The following is a 22,060-nucleotide window of genomic DNA, read 5'->3' on the forward strand; positions in this document are numbered from 1 at the left end:
TCGGGGTTGCAGGAAATAGCCACCAGGAACCCTGGAATGCGCCAAAAATATACCTTACCTCTGGCCATTTGTCCAACAAATCACAATCGGAAACGGCCGTTTTGAAGCACTGTTGTTCGGGTGAGTTGTTTGATTGTGTTTTTTATCACAAGCAGGCGTTTGCGTCAACGTGCAGATTGCGCGCGGTATGGATAAACTTGCCCCATGAATGAAGATAATCCGCAGATTTCGCAGATTAGCGCAGATTCTCTCCTCACTTCTCTATGGTCCTCTGTGATTCCTCTGCGCAACTCTGTGTTTGGCTTTTTATTTTCCGACGGAAAACAATCAATCTTTCGCTGGTTGAACATCCTCCTCATTTTGCTAGCGTTTGGGCTGCGGCTGCAAAATGCAGATTTTTTCAGCTTTTGGACCGATGAAGGGCTGACGCCGCTGCGCGCTGGCTACACGATTCCCGACATTTTGAGCAACCGCGTCGTCATCCAGGAAGGCGTCACCAACGACACCCATCCGCCCTTTTTCTTTCTAATTATTCATTTTACGCGGCAGCTTTTTGGTGAATCTGACTTTGCTTACCGCTATCCGCCGCTGCTGGCTGGCGTGCTGCTGCTGCCGCTGCTGGCGCAGGTGGGGCGGCGAATGCGGGGCGTTTGGCTGGGGCTAGTCGTGGCGGGGCTAACGGCCGTTAATCCCCTGCAAATTTGGTATGCCAGCGAGGCGCGGATGTACACGCTGGCCGTTTTGTTGGTAACGGCCGCTTCTTACGTTCTGTGGCGCACCATTCAGCAAACCCACAACCACACTGTGATCATGAAAGAACTGGTACGGCCGTTGCTCGGTTATGTGCTGCTGGCAGGGTTGGCCTTCTACACACATTACACCGCTGCCCTGCTCATTGCGGGGCAAGGGCTGTTTTGGCTGCTCATTTTGTGGTGGCAGGGGTACAAGCGGCTGCTGGGCGGAATGCTTTTGCTGGGCTTGCTCATCGCTGCGCCACTGGTGCCGTACACCGTACCTCGCTTTTTTAGCGGCTACGAAGCTAACTTTTACCCAGTCTCTCCCTGGATTATGCTGCAAGACGTGGTGCGCTTTTTTGCTCTGGGGCGCAGCGTTGATTTTGAGTCGGCTGGCGTCATTGGGCTGAACATTGGGGCATTTTTGCTGCTGCTGGTAGGGCTTTGGCAGGCTAGAGGTGGTTGGCGACGACCGTTTCTGCTCATTTGGCTGCTGGCGATAGTGCTGGGGCTGATGGCAGGTTCGATCTTCAAGCCGATGTACCAGGGGGTGCGCCATATTATGCTGGGCAGTCCCGCTTTTTTGCTGCTGCTGGGCTACGGGCTGGTGGGATTGGCTGGTCTCATTCGCCGAAGCGGTGGTTTTCAACGCCTGGCCTGGGGCGCGATGTTGGCCATCGGTCTGGCGGTGGTGACGGTTGGCCCTTTTTTGGCATTAGACAACTACTTTAACGGCCGTTTCGGCAAGGATGATTTTCGCAGCTTGATTCAACATATCGAGGCGAACGCCGGTGACAATGACGTGATTGTGTACAACAATGCCATTCTGCTGCCGCTGCACGCCCATTACCAGCAAAAGCCCAATTTGACGGTGACGGCTTCACCTGTTTACCCCAAACAAGCCAGCAGCAGCCCAGCACAACTAACCGAACTGGCCCAAGCCTACGACACCATTTGGCTGGTGACCGACCCGCCCGCAGATGAGCGGGACAGCGACGGCGTGGTGCGCCGCTGGCTGGATGAGAACCTGCTGCTGGTCGAGAGCACTTTCTTCGATTCACACACCGTTGAGGTGCGCAGCCGCGCCTACAGCACCGCGCCTTTTGTGTTGGATGATTTGCCAGTAGACGGCCGTTCCCACAACATCGCTTGGCAAAATTACCCCACCCTACTCAGCAACAACCTCCGACTAGCAGAATCAGCCATTTGGCTCGATCTGTTTTGGCAGGGCAACCCACCTGCGGATTTACACGGTCTGCGCTTTACGGTGCAGAGTCCAGAAAGAAAAGTTTGGCAAACGGCCGAATCCGCCATCAATCTGGAAGCATCATGGCAACCCAACGCCATCAACCGCCGCAGCCACATCATTCCCCTGCCCACCGGGATGCCGCCCGGCGACTTTACGCTGCTGGCCCAACCCATCTGGCGCAGCGACATTCCTCAAGTTTTGGCCGATCCCCAGACGCTAGCCACCGTTTCCCTGCCCGCCGACCTGCGTGCCGAGGCGGATTGGCCACGCCCGCCCGCCGCTGCCAGCTTTGCCAACGGGGTGCAGTTGCGCGAGATTGCTTTGGCAGAAACGGCCGTTCGCCCCGGCCACAACCTGCCGCTTACCCTCTTTTGGCAAATGGAAAACGAGGAAGCAGTCACCGATTTACGGTATGAACTCACCGTCACTGCTTCAGATGGCACGATTTTGCGGCAGCAAAGCGGGCGTCCCGGCGCAAGCTGGCTCACGGCGTGGCAGCCCAACCAATACCTACGCGAACCCACCGGACTTTACTTCCCGCCAGAAACCGAGCCAGGGACATACCAACTGGAGTTGCGCTTGTTTGAAGGTGAAGAAGCAGTGGTGGGACGGCCGTTCTGGTGGCCATTGAATCAGGAAAGCGTGAAAATCGGTGACGTTGAGGTGACGCCGTGGCCGCTAGAGACGGAGCTGCCCATCGGCACGATTCCTGTGGACGCCAGCTTTGGCCCCAACATCCGGCTGCACAGCTACCAACTAGACATAACGCCAGAGGCCGTGGACGTTACCCTCTACTGGCAAACAAGTGCCCCACCCACCACTGGCTGGTTTGTTTTTGTGCATCTGGTGGATGAAACAGGCGAAATTGTGACCCAGCGGGATTTGGTGCCAGCCGATGGCCTGCGCCCCACCACCGGCTGGCGCACAGATGAAATCATCACCGATGCGCACGATCTAACGCTGCCGCCCAACTTGCCGCCAGGAAATTACATTATTCGTGTTGGGCTGTTTGAGCCGGAGAGTTTTGCCAGACCCGCCGTCGCGCAAAACGGCCAACCCTTGCCAGACAATCAGCTCATCCTCACGGAGATCAGCCTGCCATGAGTTCCCGACGGTGGCTGATGCTCATCTTGAGCCTGTACCTGCTCATCACAGTTGCTTACGGCGTGTTGAATCCACTGTTTGAAGCTCCGGACGAACATTGGCACTTTTTTACGGCCGTTTACATTGCCGAAAACCAAACGCTACCCGTCGTTGAGGAGGAATACGATACCTGGCTCAGCCAGGAAGCCGCCCAGCCGCCGCTTTACTACATTCTCAGCGCAGGCCTGATTGCTCCCCTGGACACCAGCACTGCCCGCGAGGAGGTGTGGCTAAATCCGTTTGGTACGCAGGGAATTGGCAACGCCGCCGCGTTGGTGAACAAAAATCAGATGGTGCATACGGCCGTTGAGCAATGGCCGTGGCAGGAGTATGTGCTGGCGGCACATATTCTGCGGATTTTTTCCACATTTCTGGGGTTGGGAACGCTGCTGGCCATTAACGGCTGCGCCCGGTTGCTGTGGCCGCAAAACGATCGCCTGCCGCTGCTGGCGGTTGCCATCGTTGCCTTTTTGCCCCAATTCAACTTTTTACACGCAGCTATCAGCAACGATACGCTGGTGATCTTTTTGTGCAGCGTGGCCTTGTGGCAGCTACTTTGGCTGTGGCAGCATGAGCCCGACACGAAGCGTCTGCTGCTGCTGGGCATCACCATCGGGCTGGCGGTGTTGAGCAAAAATGCCGGTGTGCTGCTGCTGATTTTTGCGGTTGGGTTCTTGGCACTGAATCACCTCAAAGAGAAATCCGCAGATTTCGCAGATGGACGCAGATTGTCTTTTTCAACTTTTGCAACTTGGGGATGGCAAACGGCCGTGTACATCATCCTGCCCGTGTTGCTCATTGCAGGCTGGCTGTGGTGGCGCAACTGGCAGCTTTACGGCGACTGGACGGCCACCAACCAGTTCATCCGCATTGCCGGGGGCGACCGGGACTTTACGCTGTGGCAAGTTTTGGGCGAAAGCGGTGGCCTGTGGCGGTCGCTGTTTGGCGTGTTTGGCTGGTTCAATCTGCTGGCGCCCACCTGGGCGTATATGGTTTGGTATATTTTGGCGGGGCTGGGCATTTTGGGGCTATTTAGAATTATTGGAGATTGGAGATTAGAGACTGGAGATTTCAGCCAATCTTTAATCTCTAATCTCCAATCCTTCGGCTCCGCTCAGGACAAGTCTCTGATCTCCCCCCCCTTGCTGCTATTTGGCTGGCTGCTGGCAGTATACGCTGGGCTGCTGCTGTTCATGCTGCAAACCCCGGCAGCGCAGGGGCGGCTGCTGTTCCCGGCAATTGTGCCGCTGGCGCTGGGGCTGGCGGCGGGGCTGCACCGCTGGCGGTGGTTCGATTGGTTGGCACCGGCAGCGGCACTCGTAACTACGATTTTTTGTCTGTGGGGGGTCATCCGCCCGGCTTATGCGCTGCCACCATTGGTGGATAGCTTGCCCACAACCGCCACGCCGCTAAATTTGCGCTTCGATGAGCTGACGCTGCTGGGGATTGAGATAGAGACGGAGACGGCCGTTCCCAACGAAACAATCACCTTCACCCTCTACTGGCAAGCTGATGCCGTGCCTGAAATTGCCCCTGAACTTGTGGTAGACGTGCTGGGGCGTAGACTAGAACCGTTGGCAAACAGCCACAGCTACCACGGGCGCGGCCTGTATCCCGCTACAGAATGGCCTACTGGGGCAATCGTAGCTGATCAGATAGAAATGCGCCTGACGGATGAAGCGGACCCACCGGTGCTGGCGCAGCTTTTTGTACGCCTGGTGGATGAAACGTCGCAAGAGGCACCCAGCGTGGCGGTTGGCGAAGTGGTCGTGCTGCCGACCAGTTGGCCAGAACCAGCCAACGAGATTTTGGCAGAAATTGGGGGCGCGGTGCAGGTGAGCGGGGTGACCGTTTCAACAAGGCAAACACAACCGGGCGAAACGATCACGGTCAACGTAAGTTGGCAGATCATCGCCTCGCCCCAGGCGGAGTGGACAACGTTGCTGCATCTGGCACAGCCGGGCGAGCCGCCGCTGGCTACAGGAGACAGCCCACCGCTGGCGGGCGACTACCCCACGCGCGTTTGGGTTGCGGGGCAGCGGTTTAGCGATGCGTATCAGTTAATGGTGCCGGAGGGTTTGGCAAACGGCCGTTACCCACTTTGGCTAGGCATGTACAACAGCAACACAATTGAGCGGCTGCCGCTAACGACTGATGGCGAACGCCAACCGACCGATCTGCTGCAAATTGGCTGGCTAGAAATCGTTGATCCATAATCGCTTTGGCAGGGAATAACACGAAGGTTTGAATGATCCTCCGGGAGGTTTCCCTAATTTGTAAGGCCGTAGACCAAACCTCCCGGAGGTTGAAGTTTGCAAGTTAATCGGTGATGACGAGCGGCAAATAAAGCCTCTCTGTTAGCGTGGCTGGGTCGATGACGGTGATTGTGAGCGTGTCGGTGGCGGCAGCGTCGCCAGAGTTGTCCCCGCTGAGATCAACGGAGTTGCCTGCGCCGTACATGGTGACGGTTTCGGCCGTTGCCGGAGCCACCCAGTTGAAGGTAAAGGTCACTTCACCGCCAGCCTCCTGAGTACAATCATCATTGATGCATTTGGGACCGCCATCATGAAGGTAATCCTTTGGGAAGTTGGGAGATAATTTTTGGGTATCATCTCCATTTTCATGCGTCACTTCACCGCCAAGAATTTGCGTGTAGAGCGAACCGGCCAGCGTATCGGTGAGAACGCCCCCGCTAGCTGACACATCAAGCCCGGCAGCGAGTTCTTGCCCCCCAGCAATGGTCAAGGTGTAGGTGAATGTTTCACCAGTAAAGGCAACTGCTGGCCCAGACAGCGTGACGGTGGGAACTGTGCCAGTATTATGACACAGGCTACAATTTGAACCACCAACACCAGAACGGCCGCTAACGCCACCGCTGAACGCTTTGCCAATTTGAACTAAAAAGATGAAGCTAAACGCGGCAACGAAGCCAATGGCTAGAATTGCCATCAATTTGCCAAGCTGTCGTCTATTGGTTGAATTCATTGCAAATCTCCTCTCCCGAAGGCATGATAATAACGATAAAATGGGTAATATTGGGCAGACACGGGGGTCTGCCCCTACCGGATTCCATATTTATTTTGGCTCAACTATTAAAAGTGTGCGAATCGGGTAAAATTGGGAATCATGGAATTCCCAATCACCGATTTACTCGACAAAGAAAACTGTACACAATGGATCATTGAACATTTCCATCCCAATGGCTTTGGGTGTCCGGTCTGTCAAGTCGGCGTAGACCAAGCCCGCAAGTTCCGAACGACAAAGCGCAGTCAACTGACCGTTTACCGTTGCCAACAGTGTCAAGCCGCTTACAACTTGTATACGGGAACCGTTTTCCAACAACATCATTTGACTCCAATGCAAGTCTTGTTGCTCGTTCGCGGTGTCCTCAAAGGAGAACCTGCGACAATCTTGTCAGCCGAATTGGGCATCAACTACCCAACGGTTTTGAGGTTGCGTCATGACCTGCAAGCGAACGCGGAACAGCTCCAACCAGAAACCCCGCTCCTGGATGATGAAACTGAAACCGATGAAATGTTTCAGAATGCGGGGGAAAAAAGGGTGTGAGCATTTCGACTCAGCTGACCCGCCCCGTCGTCGCGCCAACAAACGGCGAGGGCGTGGCACGTATGCCAATGACCGACCGCCTGTTGTGGGCACAGTGGGGCGTCAATCTGGACAAGTTCGCTTGCGTGTTGTTAAAGATACAAAAGGTGAGACCCTGGTTGACCACGTGCATCGCTTTACGCTAGCTGGGTCTCAACTGTATACAGACGAATACCAAAGCTACAATCATGTGATTCGCCCACATGCCACCGTCTCTCATGGCGACAAGGAGTGGGCGCGTGATGACGATGGTGACGGGATTCGCGAAGTGCATGTCAACACGGCCGAAGGCATGTGGACGGATGTGCGTAACTTTTTAAGGATGTTCAAAGGTGTGCATAAGAAAAACTTGAGCGGTTACATTGCGATATGTGAATTCAGGCGGAATGTGAAGCGTATCTCACCGGATTTCATCTCAGCTTTGGTCACTCTGCACACTTTCGACCCATGAGCCTTTATTTTTACCCGTATTAAAGCAAACAAATTGGGCAAGGCAAGCAAGTACGATTAACGGCCGTATGAATCAACAGATGGAGAGCAGAGTGAAGATGAAGGGAGAAACGGCCGTTTTCCGGTGGTGGTTGTGGCTCATTTTAGGGCTCTATTTGCTGGTTGGGGTGGGGTACAGCGTCGTGACGCCGCTGTTTGAAGCACCGGACGAGCATCATCACTTTTTCAACGCCCTCATCATTCAGCAAAGTGGCGAACTTCCGCGCAGCGATCAAAATCCTGGGTTGGCACGGCAGGAAGCGGCCCAGCCGCCGCTTTACTACCTGCTAGCAGCTCTGGCCATTGCCCCGGTAAATGTAGGGGATGCCGAAGGAGCTTTGTGGCCGAACCCGTATGTGCAGCTGGGCAACGCCAACACGCCAGATAACGCCAATGCCTTTATCCATCCTCCGGCTGAGGGGGTTTTTCCGTGGCGTGGCGTCACGCTGGCGGTTCAATTGGTACGCTTTTTATCGGTGCTGCTGGGGCTGGGAACGCTCATTTTTGTGTACCAATCTGCCCAGCTTATTTGGCCGGATGCGCCGCAAAACGGGCTGCTGGCGACAGTGCTGGTGGCATTTTTGCCCCAGTTTGGCTTTTTGCACGGCAGCGTCTCCAACGATCCGCTGATGATTTTGGTGGCAACGGCCGTTCTCTACCAACTGCTATTTTTGTGGCGGGTGCGAGTGACAAACGGCCGTTTACTGTTGCTGGGGATTACGTTGGGCCTGGGCTTGCTGGCCAAAACAACGGGCATTTTGCTGCTGGTGTGGGCGGTGGGCTGGCTGGTTTTGCTGCAAAGTTGGCAAAAAAAGCAGCTCGTCTGGCGGGTCGCCGTGCCGGTTGTGCTAGCGGCTTTGCTGGTGGGCGGCTGGTGGTTGCTGCGGAATTGGCTGCTGTATAGGGATGTAACGGCCGTTAACCAATTTGTGGCCCTGGCAGGCGGCAATCGACAGCATAGTTTGGGGCAGGTGCTGGCCGATCTGGACCGCGTCTGGCTGTCGTTTATCGGCTTTTTTGGCTGGATGACGGTGCGCCCACCTGTTTGGATCCATTGGCTGTGGGGGGGCATCGTCGCGCTGGCGGTTGGGGGTGGTGCGTGGCAGCTACGCCGCTGGCGCAGCCGCCCACAAGCAAGCTGGCTGTTGTGGCTCCTGTTGGGCAGTTGGTTTGGGTTGGTGTTTGCGGGCTGGGCGCAGTTCATGCGGCAAACGTCTGCCGACCAGGGGCGATTGCTGTTTCCGGCACTGGCGGCGATTGTGCTGCTGCTGGTGGCCGGACTTTCTGGCTGGCGGCGGCGTTGGCTATATCCCCTGTTGGCAATGGCCGCTTTAATCACAACGGTTTACAGCATGGCGCTTGTGATCCCATCTGCCTTGGGTACGCCACAGCCAGCAACTGTGTTGGAAACGGCGGAAACGGCCGTCCTCAATCAACCAGTGGGCGAGGGGATTGAACTGCTCACCGCCCACATTGAGCAAACGGCCGCACATCCTGGCGACTATGTGGGCATCACCCTCACCTGGCGTGCCGACGCCATCCCTGCCGAACCGCCAACAGTGGTCATCGAGCTTTTTGGGCGTGAACAACAGCTGGTGGGGAAGCTGCTTTCTTATCACGGAAACGGCCGTTTACCGGCCAACTTGTGGCAACCGGGGCAAATGTATGAAGATCAATTTTGGGTGCAGCTTTCGCCGGAGATGCAAACGCCGACAGTGGTGCGCCCCATCGTGCATTTGCTGGACGGCACGGCTCGGGTGGCCCTGCCGCCGCTCAAAGTAACGCCTCGCACGCAGCCAGCAGCGCAGACGGCCGTTGCCAACCTGGGTGATGGCATTGAACTGGTCGGGGTACAGCTTTCACAGGAAACGGCCGTGCCTGGTGATGAAATTGACATAACGCTGACATGGCAAATTACCGCCCCGCCACAGCAGCGGTTAACCACGTTCATCCATTTGGGGGAACAAACCCAGCCACCGCTGGCACAAGCAGACGGCGTGCCGCTCAATGGAAATTATCCTACGACATATTGGGAAGCAGGTGAGCAGTTTACGGACACGTACCGGCTCATCCTGCCACCGGAACTTCCCCCCGGTCGCTACCCACTTTATATTGGTTTGTATGATTCAGAAACGGCCGTGCGGCTGCCTGTTAGCGTCAACGGACAGCCACAGCCTTTTGCAGCCTACCAAGCCAAGGTGGTCACAATTTCTCTGCCAGACCCATGAGAGTCTAAGGAACCGTAACTTTGTACAGGGTATCATCCAAATAACCCCCTGCATACAGTTCACCATCTACCCCTTCGCCAAAAGTGCTCAGCAGAAAATCCGCCTGGCCTAAAGAAACTGAAACCCAGTTACCGCTGTTGACGCGCGTAATTCCCCACAGGTTGCCTGTGCAAAAATCGGCCAGCACGTAGAAGCCTTGCAAAATTGCATACTCCGTTCCACGATAAACAAATCCACCTGTAACAGCGCAATTAGGGCCAGCACTGTCATATTCAAAAATGGGAAAATCATAATCCCCGGCAGGGCCACATTTGCTATCGTAAACGGGATGCCCCACACCAGGCAGCGTTTGGTCAAAGGTGCCTTCCCAGCAACGCCAGCCAAAGTTTTGCCCACTCTCACCAGCCGGAATAAAGTCGATTTCTTCAAAAATCCATTCGCCCACATCACCAATGTATAAATCGCCCGTGAGTGCGTCAAAGCTCATCCGCCAGGGGTTGCGTAACCCAAGTGCCCATATTTCGGCGCAGCCATCCTGCGCAACATATGGGTTATCTGATGGGATAGAATAGTTGTTGGCTGGGTTTAATCCGGCGCAATCTGGTGCTACGTTGCCCGGTGTGTTTGGGTTCACATCGATGCGAATAATCTTGCCTAAAAGCACATCTGTACGCTGCCCGTGATTGGCCGGATCGTGGGGATCTGTACTGCCAAAGTTGGGGTCAGGCCCACCATCGCCAAAACCGACATACAAATAGCCATCAGGGCCAAAGGTGAGGTCTCCGCCATTGTGTACTGGACTAATGCCAGATGGTTCACCATTGTCTGGCGTTTTGGCAATCGATAGCATATTTACTTCGCTAGATTTAATGGCCTGATCCAAGTTGCCGGGATCGACATTAAACCGGGAAACGACAATTCTAAAATCTCCTTCTCGGGTGTAGGCAACAAACAGTTGTGGGGTTGCTGGATAATTGGGGTGGAAGGCAAGCCCCAGCAACCCTAATTCCCAATTTCCGGCAGCAGCAACGCGGTCGGTAATATCCAAAAATGGGGTAGCGACAAGCGTGCCGTTAGGCTCTACAATACGTATTTTGCCTTCCCGTTCGGTTATGTATAAACGGCCGTCTCCCGCGTGTGCAATATCGGTGATGGCACTGGTTGTAAATCCGGTGGCGAATGGTTCAAAAGAGAGGCTGGCAGGAGCCTTAAAACTCTCAACCAACGGGAGATACACGTTTTCAGAACTGCTGCCTTCACTTTCTGCTGGGAGTATGGCTGCTACCTGTTCTGTGTAAGAAACGACAATCCCCATGATTAAAAAAATGCCCATTAAAATGAGCCAACGCGCTGTGTATTTTTTCTGGTACATACCTAATTTTCCCCTCCAACTTTAAATTGCATTTTACGGTGTTACATATTCCAAAACTATCGGTGCAGACACCATGCCTTTGTTGCCAAAACCATCTTCCTGCACGGCGACAATGTAGTTGAGTCCCCCTTCTGCCTGCGAGCGGGAAAGCGTGACGGGCAGGTCAACCGTGCCAGAAAACGTAATGATGCCAGAAGTCTCCGTGATTTTGAGGGCACTGTTGGCTTCAAAGGGATCGAGATCGAAACCGCCACCGGGTACGGCCGTTGTAAACAATCCACCTTCAACCACCAGCAAGCGCACCGTACGGCCCGGCTCCCCGGTCACGCGCACTGTTTGGCTGGCTTGCATCACAGTAGCTGGTGGCGTCGTGCTGCCAACAAGCTCTAGCGTAGGAGCCGCCAGCAGCCCTTCACGCAGCAGCAGATCGCCCCCACCATTGCTGCCTTCTTGCCTGAAAATCTCCCCATTTAGTAGGGTTCCATCTGCCAGCGTGACGGTAACGGCCGTTCCTACCAACTCCAGGCCAGACACACTGCCAGACTCATTTGGCCCTGGTGCGGCCGTTCCCTTGATGCTGGTCGGGTCTACATCCAAAGAAAAGGTGAAAGATTCGCCGGGACCAAATCCAGTAAAATTGATTTCCAGGATGTCAAAACCGCCATCATGGGGAGCGAGAAAAGCGTGGCTTTGGTATGCGGAGGCGTTGCTATCAACCTGCAAATTTTTGGCAGTGGTGTCCCCAGCTATGCCATTGGGGTCAAACACCATGTCTGGCAAAAAAGCACTGCCTAAATCCAGGCGAATTTTGCTAATGCGCTGGCTATTTTCCGCCGAGTTTGTGATGACAAACGAACCAACGTTAAACGTGCTGGCATTTAAACCTGCATCGGGCGTGATTTGCACAGTGACTTCTTCTGAGGGCTGCAAGATTTCTGGAGATTGGATGAGCGGTAGGTAAACCAAATAGGAGGTTGAGTCTGGGGCGGACTGCACAGCTTGGGTCAGCGTTGCTACCAAAAACAAAAGGGCAACTACCAAACCAATGAACCCACGCAAGGAACGCCAATTTACAATATCCATTACACACTTTCCTCTACTTTTGTAATCGGCGACCAACTTTCAAAAATTATGGCTCTCTCGCCAATTACTTGAATAAAAGTGGAAGAAATGGCTCTCCATATTTTAGTCGCTCTCCCACATTTACCCTTTAGCCGAGAAGTATACGGCCGTCTCCCGCAAACGCAACTTGGCTCAATAGCCAAAATCGCACTGGTAAGCAATTAGGGGCAAATAGGTTATAAAGGGAGAGACTCCGGCAATCCGCAAGCCAGGATTGCTTGTGTTTTTGAGCAAAATCACCCAATCTTCGCTGCTATTGTTAGGCGGCAAACCCAAGGAGACGATACCACCTCCGGTGATATTGTTCACCGCCCCTTCAAATTCACCGGTGCGTGGGTTAAACCATTGCTGAGTAAACGTGCCAGAAACGGCCGTTAAATCCAGGCTAGCTGGCTGAGAAGCGTCAGGCAGGTGAATGGCATACACTTCCCCAATTTTGGCAAAGACCTGTCCCCCATTGTACGTCTCAGCCTCATCAGAGAGTAAATTATCGGCTGGCTGCATTTCCCAAAATGGCAAGTTTTCTTGCATAAACCGACGCGCATACCAGGTAAAATCCCACATCTTTTCACGGGTGCTGAAATCTTCCAGGCGCATGTCGCCGCCCAGCGGCAAATCCCAATACCCCATGTACCACTCAATATTGCCTCCGCTAAAATAAACTTGGTACAAAACTGACTTCCGCAACACATCCTCATTGGAACTGGTGAGGCTGTTATTATTTTCGTCCATATCCAAGACCCAGGGCCGACCAGCGTTGGCTGAATTTGCGCGCCACACCTCTACAAACCCATCGGCCGTTTCCCATTTGTACTGAAATGATGTCGCCGAAAAGCGAGAGTCGCCAAGCATATCGGCGTAGCTGTAGTGTGGGCTGCCTGCCGTGTCTAAATAGGTATGCGCCGCGATGGGATGCTGCGCCCAATCCAGGGCCTGGATGTAATCTGCATAAGCACGCAGGGTTTCCACCGGAAAGCGATTTTCTTCGCTCAGGTTCCATTTCAGGCCCAGCAGATGACCAAATCGGGCAATCATCTCACGGAAAAACAGCTTGCGTTCTACGCCGAAGCCACCGTCATCCAAAAAGTTGTAGTTTGGCACTTCGGTCTCGGCCAGCACCATTTGAATGGCAATGCCCTTGCGCTGGGCATGTTCCAGCACGGTTTGCCACTGGCGCAGCTTGCTGATGTCGTAATGGGTGTTGCTGTGGGCGGTGCCGTCGGCGGCCACGAAGGGATAGGTTTCCTGGCCATCGCCGCCCAAATTCATGGGCAAAAAGTAGATGGAATTGACACGCTTTTCAGACAGATAGTTTAGTGCGCCAATAATCCCCTTGGCATCTGCGCCGCTGTCCTCACTCACAAAATTGGGATCGCCCGGCTGCCAATCGGCGACATGGGTGCTGTAAACGTGCAGAAAATCGGGGATCAGGCCACCCTGGTCTATGGTGTTATCGAACCCGTGGTAGCCGAAGAAATTCTCGGGGCTGTCGGTGCCCCCTTTTATCCAATAACCGCCATCCCGAAACTTGAGGTAATGATTGTTGGCGTACTCCAGCCGCCCCAGCCCCAAAAAGCCGGGCGCGTTGCATTTCACTGGGTCAATGGAGAATTGGCCAGTTTCACCATCGAAATGTACGGCCGTTCCTGCCAACGGATCTAAATCAACAGCCACATCATCCCCGGTGCGGAATGAGGCTTCGTAACTCCAAACGCCGTGCTTGTCTGGGGAGAAGATAACTTGCCAGACAGAGCCTGCGCCGCCGCCGTTGCCATCTCCGGCATAAAAACCCGGCACTTCATAAATTTGCCCCTGTGGCCCGGTAAAGGTCACTTGCAAACGGTAATCGGTAAACGGATTGGGGTTGGCGGCCAGCTCGTCGGTGTCTGGCCCATTGAAGCTAAGGGTGAGCGGGTACCATGTTTTCATCTCGCCGCTGATTGAGGCCAGCACGGCCGTTTCTGAATCAGATTGATCCGCAGCAACCGGCACAATAATCCCGTCATTTTCTGATGGCGCAATTCCGTGCCAGATCAGCCAACTCGTTAAACCAAATAAAATAAGCAGTCGCGTTTTCATCGTTTACACCTTTTTCGCGGGCAAAATTGCATCCAATCTTACAGTTTGCCCAGCTAACAGATACAAAAATCAACTTGCACCGCGCATTTTGCCTGTTTTCTAGGATAAACGGCACAGGACTCTTTTCCCACAAAATTCAATTAGCGTTCAATGAGTTGGATAGTTCCCACAATCACGCGGTCGCCCAATTCGCCGCGAGGGCCACTGGTAGGCAGGCGTTGGCCCGTGGCCAACAGATAAAGCCCCACCTGTAGCTGATATTCGCCGGCCGGCACGTCAGCGAACCAGAAACGGCCGTCTACCACCATCTCCCCCTCGCCCCAAAACGAAGTTGGGTATAGGCCATCCAGCGGTTGGCCATCTTGCCCTTGCACAAAGTCGCCTTCAGGCGTGAGAAGATGCAAAAACACGGTGTAATCCTCAGGAATGGGGCCAACCGCCTGCCAAAACAGCGTTAATTCCAGCGGTTCTTCCATCGACACGGTTTGCGGCAAGCTGGCATAGGAAAGCACAATTCCTTCGCCAAATTGGGTGCCGATGGGAATGGCCTCGGCTGGAACGGCCGTTTCCTCTGGCGGCGTCTTCAATTGGGCAATGTTGATCGTCGTGTTGCCATCAGCATCAAGCAAAGGCAGTAGAGAGTCGCTGCCCGGCTGATGTAAGGCAAGCTGAACAGTGTAGGCGGCTGGCGCATCACTGGGCAAGGGGAGCGTGTACTCATCACGCAGGATTTGCCCAGTAGACAAATTACTGAACACAGTGTAGCCAGGACTAGGATTCACAATTGTCTGCTGCGGCACGCCCCGGCCATCCAGCAGGGTGAGGGCCACCTCGTAAGCAGCCGTTGGCGATTGCAACGCTTGCCAATAAAGCGTTAGTTCGTTAGGCAGCACACGCTCTACGCCGATAAGCTGAATCTCATCATTAAAGTTGCCGGCGGCGGGCGCGGGAATGTTGGGGATACGGCCGTCTGCCACATGCACCACCAGCGGAGAATTTGCCTGATCCAGCCAGAAAATTTTGCCTAGCAGCAACAATAACGCCAGCATTACTATTAAACTGGAAGGGAGGATTGGAGATTGGAGATTAGAGATTTGCAATGCTTTTCCATCTCCAATCTCTAATCTCCAATCTCTTTTAAACAACACCAGCCACAAACAGACCAGCAAACCCGCCACCGAAAGTAAATCTGCCAGCCAGCGGAGGGGCGTGCGACCAAACCAAAGTTTGAGCCTGTGTTCACCTGCGGGAACGGTGAGTTGCAAACGGCCGTTCTCGTCCGCATCGACTGCCAAATCATCATCATCTAACTTCGCCTGCCAGCCGGGGAAAATATGGCTAGCGAAGGTAAGTGTCGTCGGCTGGGCAAAATTAGTTTGCCAAACGGCCGTCCACGGGTCACTCTCCTGCAAAATGAGGGAGGTGCTGGGGGCGGCTGTCAGCAGCTTGTCAGCCAGCGCGGAACCAGCGGGCACAACGGGGCCAGTTGGCCAGGTTGCTACCCGTGCGTCGCTGTACTCTCCCCAGGCCGTTAGTCCAATAATTTGGTACTGTTGCTGAACGGCCGTTACGTCTGCCAGTGTCGGCTGCTCCGGCAACGCTACCCAGCGCGGGGGATACAAATACGGCACTAAGTTAACATAACAAACTACCACCACACCCACCAAAACAATACCGCTTACTGGCCACCGCTCACCAATTACCGAATAGCGATTACTGAAAAGACGTAAGCCCGCAACGACCAGGAAAAAAGCAGGCACATCCAACAACCGCCAGGGAAATTGCAAACCACGCAGCGGTGCTATCAACCGCCAAATGAGGTCGGAAGCTGGCAATGTGAGGAAGAGGACAGCCCAGCCCAGCAGCCCAGCAGCAAAAAAAGCAGCATCTTGCGCCGGGAATTCACCATCTCGGCTGCGCCGCCAGCGGAGCAAAGACCAGCCAGAAACGGCCGTTCCGCCAGCCCCCAGCAGCAACGCCACCAGCCCCACCGTTTTAGGCAGATAGGCACCCCGCAGTCCGGCAACGGCCGTTCCCGGCCAAGCCCACAGCGAGGTGAAATGATTGCCATACCACACGTTGGCAGCTTCGGCGGCGTAGCGCGTGAACTGAATTTCGGTAAAGGCGGGCAGCCAGGCAAAGGCAGCAATAGACAGCCCCAGACCAAACGCGCCCAACAGTGCCAGCCAATGCCGACGAGCGCGGCTTTGTCCAACCATCACCACTAGGCTCCACGCTAGCAGCGGCCCCAGCAGCAGCAGGCTGGCCGCAGCATGAGACAGCAACAGCAAAGCAATGCCCACGGCAGCAAAAACCATTCGTCGGGAAGACGGCCGTTCCGCCAGCCGCCAGAGCAGCCACGCCACCAGCGGTACCAACCCGAGAGCCAAACTGTTGGAGGTACTGGCCCGGCTGTAAATTTGGTTGGCAACGTGGGGTGAAAAAGTGAAAACGGCCGTTGCTACCAAACCACCCACCTCGCCAGCCAACACCCGCCCCAAGCCAAACATGCCTACCGCACCCAGCAGCAGGCACAAGGCAAACAGTAAATTGATAGCCACATCTGCCTGCTGACCAGTAAGCCAATAAAGCGCGGTAAGCAGCCAGGCACTCAGCGGGGGATAAAAATTGAAGAGCGGCGAGCCGTAGCCATAAATGAGGTCTGGCTGCCACCGGGCCAGCGGCACGCCAGCCGCCCACTGCCCATTCACCAGCGGAATGCGAAAATAATGCAGCAGCAGATCATCACCTTGGGGCGGCAACCCCCAAAGTGGCTGTGCCGCCAGCGCAGCCAAGAGCAACACCGCCAGCCATGGCCACAATCGTCTCACACGGTTTGATTCAAACACGGCCGTAATCTTAAAGGGGAGATCAAGAAAAACCAACACGAATAAGACGATTGGACGAATCACACAACTCATTATTGCATTCGCTTCATTTGCAAATTCGTCTCGTTCGTGGTGTATCCTTCTGAGGGCCTATGAATCAGAGAATCTACGAACGAGTTGTCATGGGATTGGCATAGAAACACGCGCCTTGGCGACTTTGCGTGAGGGTTCCCTGACAAGCAGTGTGAACACCTCCGTTTTGAACAGTTATACCCAAATCGCTATGTCTGCGTTAAACTCATTGGTGGGAGTGATTGTGTCCCGGTGGGCGCCCCAGTCTTCAAAACTGGTGGCCGGCTGCGCAGAGCAGGCGGCGGTGGGTTCGACTCCCATTCACTCCCGCCTAAACAAGGAGATTGGAGACCGGAGATTGAAAGAGATACAAACGCAAATCTCCAATCTTCCGTCTCCAACCTCTTAATTTTCGCAGACAAACTCCCCAATTGACAGGCAAAATAAATGGTGGAAACAAAATGACATTGATTAAAAATTTGCAAGATCACGTAGGTTCCCGCCCTGACAAGTTCTTCAAAAACACGTTGTTTCACAGCGACACGCTGCTACTCGGCCTAAACTGCCTGGAACCGGGTCAGGTGCAGCAGCCACACGACCACAGCGACCAGGACAAATTTTATTACGTAGTCGAAGGAGAAGGGCACTTTTGGCTTGGCGACAACCAGATGGTTGTGGGTAAAGGCAATGTGGTATGGGCACCTGCTGGCGTCATCCACGGCGTGAGGAATGAAGGCGCGGCGCGGCTGACTTTATTGGTTGGCATTGCGCCAGCACCATAGCGTCTAGCAACTCTCATTCCTCGCGCAAAGTCACAAAAAGGTTAAAAAACTTTGCGATTTTGCGTGAGCTTTTAGCAAATTGCCTCATGAATTTGGTCTTTCTTACTTTCTTCTCCGCACCTCTGCACCTCTGCGTTAATTAGTTCTCATGCTCTCACTAGACAAGCAAAATGAATGGCGTGAGCAGTACCGTGCCGCTCATCCCGGCTGGCAGCCCGCCACAGAGCTGTACGCCAATTTGGTGCGGCTGCATCTTACGCCAGAAGCGCAGGTGTTAGACATTGGCTGCGGCCGGGGTGGCTTGGTGGAGCAATTGGAACATCCGCTGGCGCAGGTGGTTGGTATTGATCCAGATTGGCTATCGCTGCGAGAACATCGGCTGAACTTGACCAGTGCGGTGGCGTTTAGCGATGATTTGCCTTTTGCTCCAGCCACGTTTGACCTGGCATTTGCGAGCTGGGTGTTAGAACATTTGGCACGGCCGTTTCTCACCCTCCAATCCATCGCCCGCGTACTCAAGCCGGGGGGCGCATTCGTGTTCATCACGCCAAACGGCCGTCATCCGCTGGCACTGCTAAACAAGACAATGGGCAAGCTGGGGGCGTTACAGGGGAGAGTGGTGGCGAGGCTGTACGGCCGTTCCGCCGACGACACCTTTGCCACCCATTACCGCACCAATAGCCAGACCGCCCTGGAAAAGCTGGCCGCACAAAGCAGCTTACACCTCACTCAACTGCACCATGTCCCTGACCCCACCTACCTCGCCTTCAATCGCCCGCTCTTCCGGCTGATGTCTCTGCTGGAAAATACGCTTCCTGCTGGACGCAAGATTCATCTAGTCGGCGTTTTAGTAAAAAGCGGCGGGTGACCGTAAAATACCCAAATGGAACACCTTTCCCCCACCAAACAAATCTATTACAGCACCGTTGGGAGCCTGTACGCCTTTGCTTACACTAGCCAGCGGCGCACCTTTCTGGGCATTCCGCGCAGTGGTTGGCTACGGCTGGGCATCTTTGCCCTGTTTGTGGCGGCCTTAATTGGGCGTTGGGGCTGGGTGGCCGTCGGGCTGACGGTGCTGCTGTGGCTGTATGTGAGTTTTATCTATCGGCGGGCGCGACGGGAGGATTACAACAAGTTTGTGGTGGATGAAACGGCCGTTTCCCCACCCCCTACCGTCAAACCAATCGCGCCCAATGAGCGAACGGCCGTCCACGCCTCTGGTCGCTACGCCGTCACGGGCAAGGCAGACACTGTGCTGCTGCAAAAGCCAGCCCATTATTGGAGCGTGCCGCTCGGCGACCATATCGTTATGGTGGAGTACCGACCCAAGCGATTCTTGTATCAATTTATTGCGCCCCGCACGCTGCAAAAAGTGCAGCGCGGCTGGATTTTGTTTGGCAAGAAGCCAATCCCGACGTTGGCAATTACATTTTTAGAGGTGTGGGGGCAGGATGAAAACAGTTCGCTGCTGTATTATGTGGGGGGCGGACCAACAGATGACCTAAGCCATCTGAAGCCCCGCACCATTTACTTTTCTTTTGAGGATACGGCCGTTCTGCAACAAGTATGGGCCACGCTGATTTTGGCCACAGAGAACACAGAGAGATAAGAGAAAACCTAAAAGTCTCTGCAACAACCATCCTCCGGGAGGTTCGAGACAAAACCTGGCTCCAATTGAAACCTCCCGGAGGTTCATGCTAACCTTGCAGCAAGTCGGAGACGGTACGGCCGAGTACGGAGCCTTCACCAGAGGAACGACCACCACCGCTACTGCCAACCTTGGCATTTTGCAGCACGCGGTCCGCCAAGCGGCTAAACGGCAGCGATTGTAGCCAGACACGCCCGGTTCCTTGCAAGGTTGCCAAGAACAACCCCTCACCGCCAAAAATCATCGACTTTAGGTTGCCAGCCCGCTCAATGTCATAATTGATGGTGGATTCAAAAGCAACGATGCAGCCCGTATCCACCATGATCTTGCCGCCGTTAAGTCGGCGCTCCACGATGGTGCCACCCGCGTGGATGAACACATTGCCATCCCCACGCAGCCGCTGCAAAATGAACCCTTCGCCACCAAAAAAGCCTGCGCCCAATTTTTTGTTGAAGGCAATGCTCACTTCCGTACCCAGGGCAGCGCAAAGGAAGGAATCTTTTTGGCAGATGAGTTCGCCGTTGGCCTCATCCAGATCGATGGCGATGATCTTGCCGGGGTAGGGTGCGCCAAAAGCGACGTGCTTTTTACCCTGGCCGTTGTTGGTGAAGTGGGTCATGAAGATCGATTCGCCCGTGAAGGCACGCTTGGCAACGCTGCCCAATGCGCCCAGGAAGCCTTGGTCTGGCTTGGAGCCGTCGCCCATTTTGGTTTCAAAGCCGATACCGTCTTCCATGTACATCATCGCGCCTGCCTCAGCAATAACGGTTTCGCTGGGATCAAGCTCAACCTCAACAAACTGCAAATCGTCGCCAAAAACCTGATAATCTACTTCGTGACTTTTTTTCATGTGACTGCTCCTTTTTGAGTGAAACAACGAATGAAAAGTGGAAAAGATTTCAAAAGGCTTACTAGCCGTTCGGATGTTTCCAAAGCGTTACAGGACTTTTGAAATCTACGCTGTGTGCTTTACGCAACGGCCGTCTCCCCGTTGCAGGCTCATTTTACCGCAAAAATATATGGCAGGGGTTGGTCCCCGTGCCAACCCAAGAGGCAGACACGGGGGTCTGCGCCTACGAAATCAATAACCGCGTGTTAAATCAATGGCATTTGGCAACGGCTGGCCCTGTGCCGCTGCGTTGAGCAACTCTGCCAAGGCAGCGAGGCGCAGCGGTTCTGTCTCGGCGACGTGCCCGGTGCGGTGGGGGCTAAGCAAGACGTTATCTAGTTGGTGAAACGGCCGTTCCGCCGGAAATGTGTTTGCCCGCGCCGCCTCATCTTTGGGGTAGTTGTACCACACATCCAGCCCCGCCCCATGCAGGTGGCCGCTGACCAACGCCTCGTACAGGGCATCCTCGTTTACGATGGCGGCACGACCAGCATTGACCAAAATGGCGCGGGGCGGCAGCAACGCCAGCTCTGCCGCACCCAACAAGCCGTCGGTTTCTGGCGTGTGGGGCAGGCAGATGAGCAAGGCGTTGGCTTGAGGCAGCAGCTCAGGCAGGGAATCTGCTGGGTGAACGGTCACGCCATTATCGGTAATGGGTGCAGATTGCGAACGGCGGATGGCATGGACAATCATGCCCAGGGCGCGACACAGCTGGGCCAGCCGCTGGCCAATCGCCCCGTAGCCAAGGATGACGGCCGTTTTGCCAGCCAGCAGCACCGAAGGAAACGGCCGTTCATACCGAGGCCGCCAATCTCCTTGGCGCAAGGCACGGTCAGCGGGAACCGCCAAGCGCGCCACGCCCAGCAGCAGCATGAGCATCCCCTCGGCGACGATGGCGGCGTTGTGGTGCAGATTGTGTAGCTTCAGGTGGGGAAAGTCGCGCAGGCGAACGGCCGTTACCTCCGGCAAGCCCGCCCAAGGGATGATGACGGTATGCAGGTTAGGGCTGGCGGTGAGTTCTTGTGGGGTAGGACGGCCGTTTACCAAAATTTCGTACTGGGCGGGGTCAGGCAAATCGCCAATGGTGAGCTGCACGTTAGGATGCAGTTGGCCTTGCAATGACGCCAAATCATCCGGCGCAGGGGGGTAAGAAAGGTGAACGTGAATCATTTTTATAGATATTCCCGTAGGGGCAGGCCCCCGTGCCTGCCCGTCCCCATGTTTGCCCTTTGCTGTGCCTGCCCATACTGGGTTGGCACGGGGGCCAACCCGTACATATCATGGGGGTGAACCCCTACCAATCTTGGTTGAATTTGTTGGCCGGGGCGTTGGGATTTAATTGATCGGCGTGCCAGTTGGCCGGATTGTTGTGAATGTACTCCCGGATTGCCCGATGGGCGCGTTCGTTGCGGATGATGTGTTCGTAGTAGTTGCGCTGCCAGAAACGTTTGTGGAATGGCGGCCATTTGCCATCCTGAACGCCGTGCCGATATTTGGTGGTGGTTATCGATTTGTACCATTGGATAACGTCGAACAACAATACATCGCCCGTCAAAATCACAATAAAATGAATATGGTTGGGCATACAAACAAACGCATCCAGGATAACGGTGGGATATTTAATCGTGATCTCTTCCCAAAAGGCGGTCACCATTTTTCCCGCATCATTCAATACCGTTTCGCCGTCTACAACTTCGCCCAGCAGGGAAACCCCGCCGTGCACGCAGATGGTGATGAAATAAGCACCTGCCTGGCTGTAATCATACCCTTTCAGGCGAATCGAACGCCGATGATGTTTGTGTGGATCGTATTTCATGTT

16 protein-coding genes and 1 tRNA gene are annotated in these 22,060 nt (G+C 54.7%); 9 read left to right on the forward strand and 8 right to left on the reverse strand.

Annotation, left to right across the window (positions count from 1 at the left end; all coding sequences use genetic code 11):
* The first annotated feature begins 204 nt into the window (after nucleotides 1-204).
* Together ACOQPU_RS12885 and ACOQPU_RS12890 are read left to right on the forward strand one after the other, a co-directional pair.
* Entirely contained in the window at nucleotides 205-3,087 is a 2,883-nt protein-coding gene (locus ACOQPU_RS12885) for a glycosyltransferase family 39 protein (protein ID WP_420645505.1), read from the forward strand.
* Nucleotides 3,084-5,342 (forward strand): glycosyltransferase family 39 protein, encoded by a 2,259-nt coding sequence (locus ACOQPU_RS12890; protein WP_420645506.1) that lies wholly within the window; start codon nucleotides 3,084-3,086, stop codon nucleotides 5,340-5,342. Before ACOQPU_RS12885 ends, ACOQPU_RS12890 begins: the two co-directional genes overlap by 4 nt.
* 103 nt (nucleotides 5,343-5,445) lie before the next feature.
* Here ACOQPU_RS12890 and ACOQPU_RS12895 read toward each other — a convergent pair whose 3' ends face one another.
* Nucleotides 5,446-6,111 (reverse strand): choice-of-anchor V domain-containing protein, encoded by a 666-nt coding sequence (locus ACOQPU_RS12895; RefSeq protein WP_420645507.1) that lies wholly within the window; start codon nucleotides 6,109-6,111, stop codon nucleotides 5,446-5,448.
* Nucleotides 6,112-6,252: 141 nt separating this feature from the next.
* On the opposite strand from ACOQPU_RS12895, the gene ACOQPU_RS12900 reads away from it, so the two are divergent.
* The 3 genes from ACOQPU_RS12900 (at nucleotide 6,253) to ACOQPU_RS12910 (ending at nucleotide 9,449) form a co-directional block, all read left to right on the forward strand.
* On the forward strand, nucleotides 6,253-6,693 hold the full coding sequence (locus tag ACOQPU_RS12900) for a hypothetical protein (protein ID WP_420641526.1): 441 nt from the start codon (nucleotides 6,253-6,255) through the stop codon (nucleotides 6,691-6,693).
* Nucleotides 6,671-7,183: a transposase gene (locus ACOQPU_RS12905; RefSeq protein WP_420641525.1), complete on the forward strand. Its 513-nt coding sequence runs from the start codon at nucleotides 6,671-6,673 to the stop codon at nucleotides 7,181-7,183. The genes ACOQPU_RS12900 and ACOQPU_RS12905 overlap by 23 nt, the downstream gene beginning before the upstream one ends.
* Nucleotides 7,184-7,280: 97 nt before the next feature.
* Nucleotides 7,281-9,449, forward strand: coding sequence for a glycosyltransferase family 39 protein (locus ACOQPU_RS12910; protein ID WP_420645834.1), 2,169 nt, complete (start codon nucleotides 7,281-7,283; stop codon nucleotides 9,447-9,449).
* A gap of 4 nt (nucleotides 9,450-9,453) precedes the next feature.
* On the opposite strand, the gene ACOQPU_RS12915 is transcribed toward ACOQPU_RS12910, so the two are convergent.
* The 4 genes from ACOQPU_RS12915 to ACOQPU_RS12930 all read right to left on the reverse strand — a co-directional run bounded on the left by ACOQPU_RS12915 (nucleotide 9,454) and on the right by ACOQPU_RS12930 (nucleotide 16,934).
* Nucleotides 9,454-10,821, reverse strand: coding sequence for a PQQ-dependent sugar dehydrogenase (locus ACOQPU_RS12915; RefSeq protein WP_420645508.1), 1,368 nt, complete (start codon nucleotides 10,819-10,821; stop codon nucleotides 9,454-9,456).
* A 33-nt stretch (nucleotides 10,822-10,854) separates the two neighbouring features.
* Entirely contained in the window at nucleotides 10,855-11,904 is a 1,050-nt protein-coding gene (locus ACOQPU_RS12920; RefSeq protein WP_420645509.1) for a hypothetical protein, read from the reverse strand.
* A 171-nt stretch (nucleotides 11,905-12,075) separates the two neighbouring features.
* Nucleotides 12,076-14,022: a DUF5060 domain-containing protein gene (locus tag ACOQPU_RS12925; protein ID WP_420645510.1), complete on the reverse strand. Its 1,947-nt coding sequence runs from the start codon at nucleotides 14,020-14,022 to the stop codon at nucleotides 12,076-12,078.
* A 140-nt stretch (nucleotides 14,023-14,162) separates the two neighbouring features.
* Nucleotides 14,163-16,934 (reverse strand): 6-pyruvoyl-tetrahydropterin synthase-related protein, encoded by a 2,772-nt coding sequence (locus tag ACOQPU_RS12930; protein ID WP_420645511.1) that lies wholly within the window; start codon nucleotides 16,932-16,934, stop codon nucleotides 14,163-14,165.
* Nucleotides 16,935-17,156: 222 nt separating this feature from the next.
* Between ACOQPU_RS12930 and ACOQPU_RS12935 the strand changes: the two genes are divergently transcribed.
* The 4 genes from ACOQPU_RS12935 (at nucleotide 17,157) to ACOQPU_RS12950 (ending at nucleotide 19,313) form a co-directional block, all read left to right on the forward strand.
* Nucleotides 17,157-17,252, forward strand: a tRNA-Sec gene (locus ACOQPU_RS12935).
* A gap of 131 nt (nucleotides 17,253-17,383) precedes the next feature.
* Nucleotides 17,384-17,704 carry a cupin domain-containing protein gene (locus ACOQPU_RS12940; RefSeq protein WP_420645512.1) on the forward strand — a complete coding sequence of 107 codons (321 nt, stop codon included), beginning with the start codon at nucleotides 17,384-17,386 and terminating at the stop codon, nucleotides 17,702-17,704.
* A gap of 148 nt (nucleotides 17,705-17,852) precedes the next feature.
* Entirely contained in the window at nucleotides 17,853-18,572 is a 720-nt protein-coding gene (locus ACOQPU_RS12945; protein ID WP_420645513.1) for a class I SAM-dependent methyltransferase, read from the forward strand.
* A gap of 15 nt (nucleotides 18,573-18,587) precedes the next feature.
* Nucleotides 18,588-19,313 carry a hypothetical protein gene (locus ACOQPU_RS12950; protein ID WP_420645514.1) on the forward strand — a complete coding sequence of 242 codons (726 nt, stop codon included), beginning with the start codon at nucleotides 18,588-18,590 and terminating at the stop codon, nucleotides 19,311-19,313.
* An 88-nt stretch (nucleotides 19,314-19,401) separates the two neighbouring features.
* Here ACOQPU_RS12950 and ACOQPU_RS12955 read toward each other — a convergent pair whose 3' ends face one another.
* The 3 genes from ACOQPU_RS12955 to ACOQPU_RS12965 form a co-directional block, all read right to left on the reverse strand.
* Nucleotides 19,402-20,202, reverse strand: coding sequence for a TIGR00266 family protein (locus tag ACOQPU_RS12955; protein WP_420645515.1), 801 nt, complete (start codon nucleotides 20,200-20,202; stop codon nucleotides 19,402-19,404).
* A gap of 231 nt (nucleotides 20,203-20,433) precedes the next feature.
* Nucleotides 20,434-21,411: an NAD(P)-dependent oxidoreductase gene (locus ACOQPU_RS12960; RefSeq protein ID WP_420645516.1), complete on the reverse strand. Its 978-nt coding sequence runs from the start codon at nucleotides 21,409-21,411 to the stop codon at nucleotides 20,434-20,436.
* A 124-nt stretch (nucleotides 21,412-21,535) separates the two neighbouring features.
* The gene (locus tag ACOQPU_RS12965) at nucleotides 21,536-22,057 is read right to left on the reverse strand and encodes a transposase (RefSeq protein ID WP_420645517.1); all 522 of its coding nucleotides are present in this window, start codon (nucleotides 22,055-22,057) and stop codon (nucleotides 21,536-21,538) included.
* Between the last annotated feature and the right edge of the window lie 3 nt (nucleotides 22,058-22,060).

The organism is Candidatus Leptofilum sp. (genome assembly GCF_965223285.1).
Lineage (GTDB): Bacteria > Chloroflexota > Anaerolineae > Promineifilales > Promineifilaceae > Leptofilum.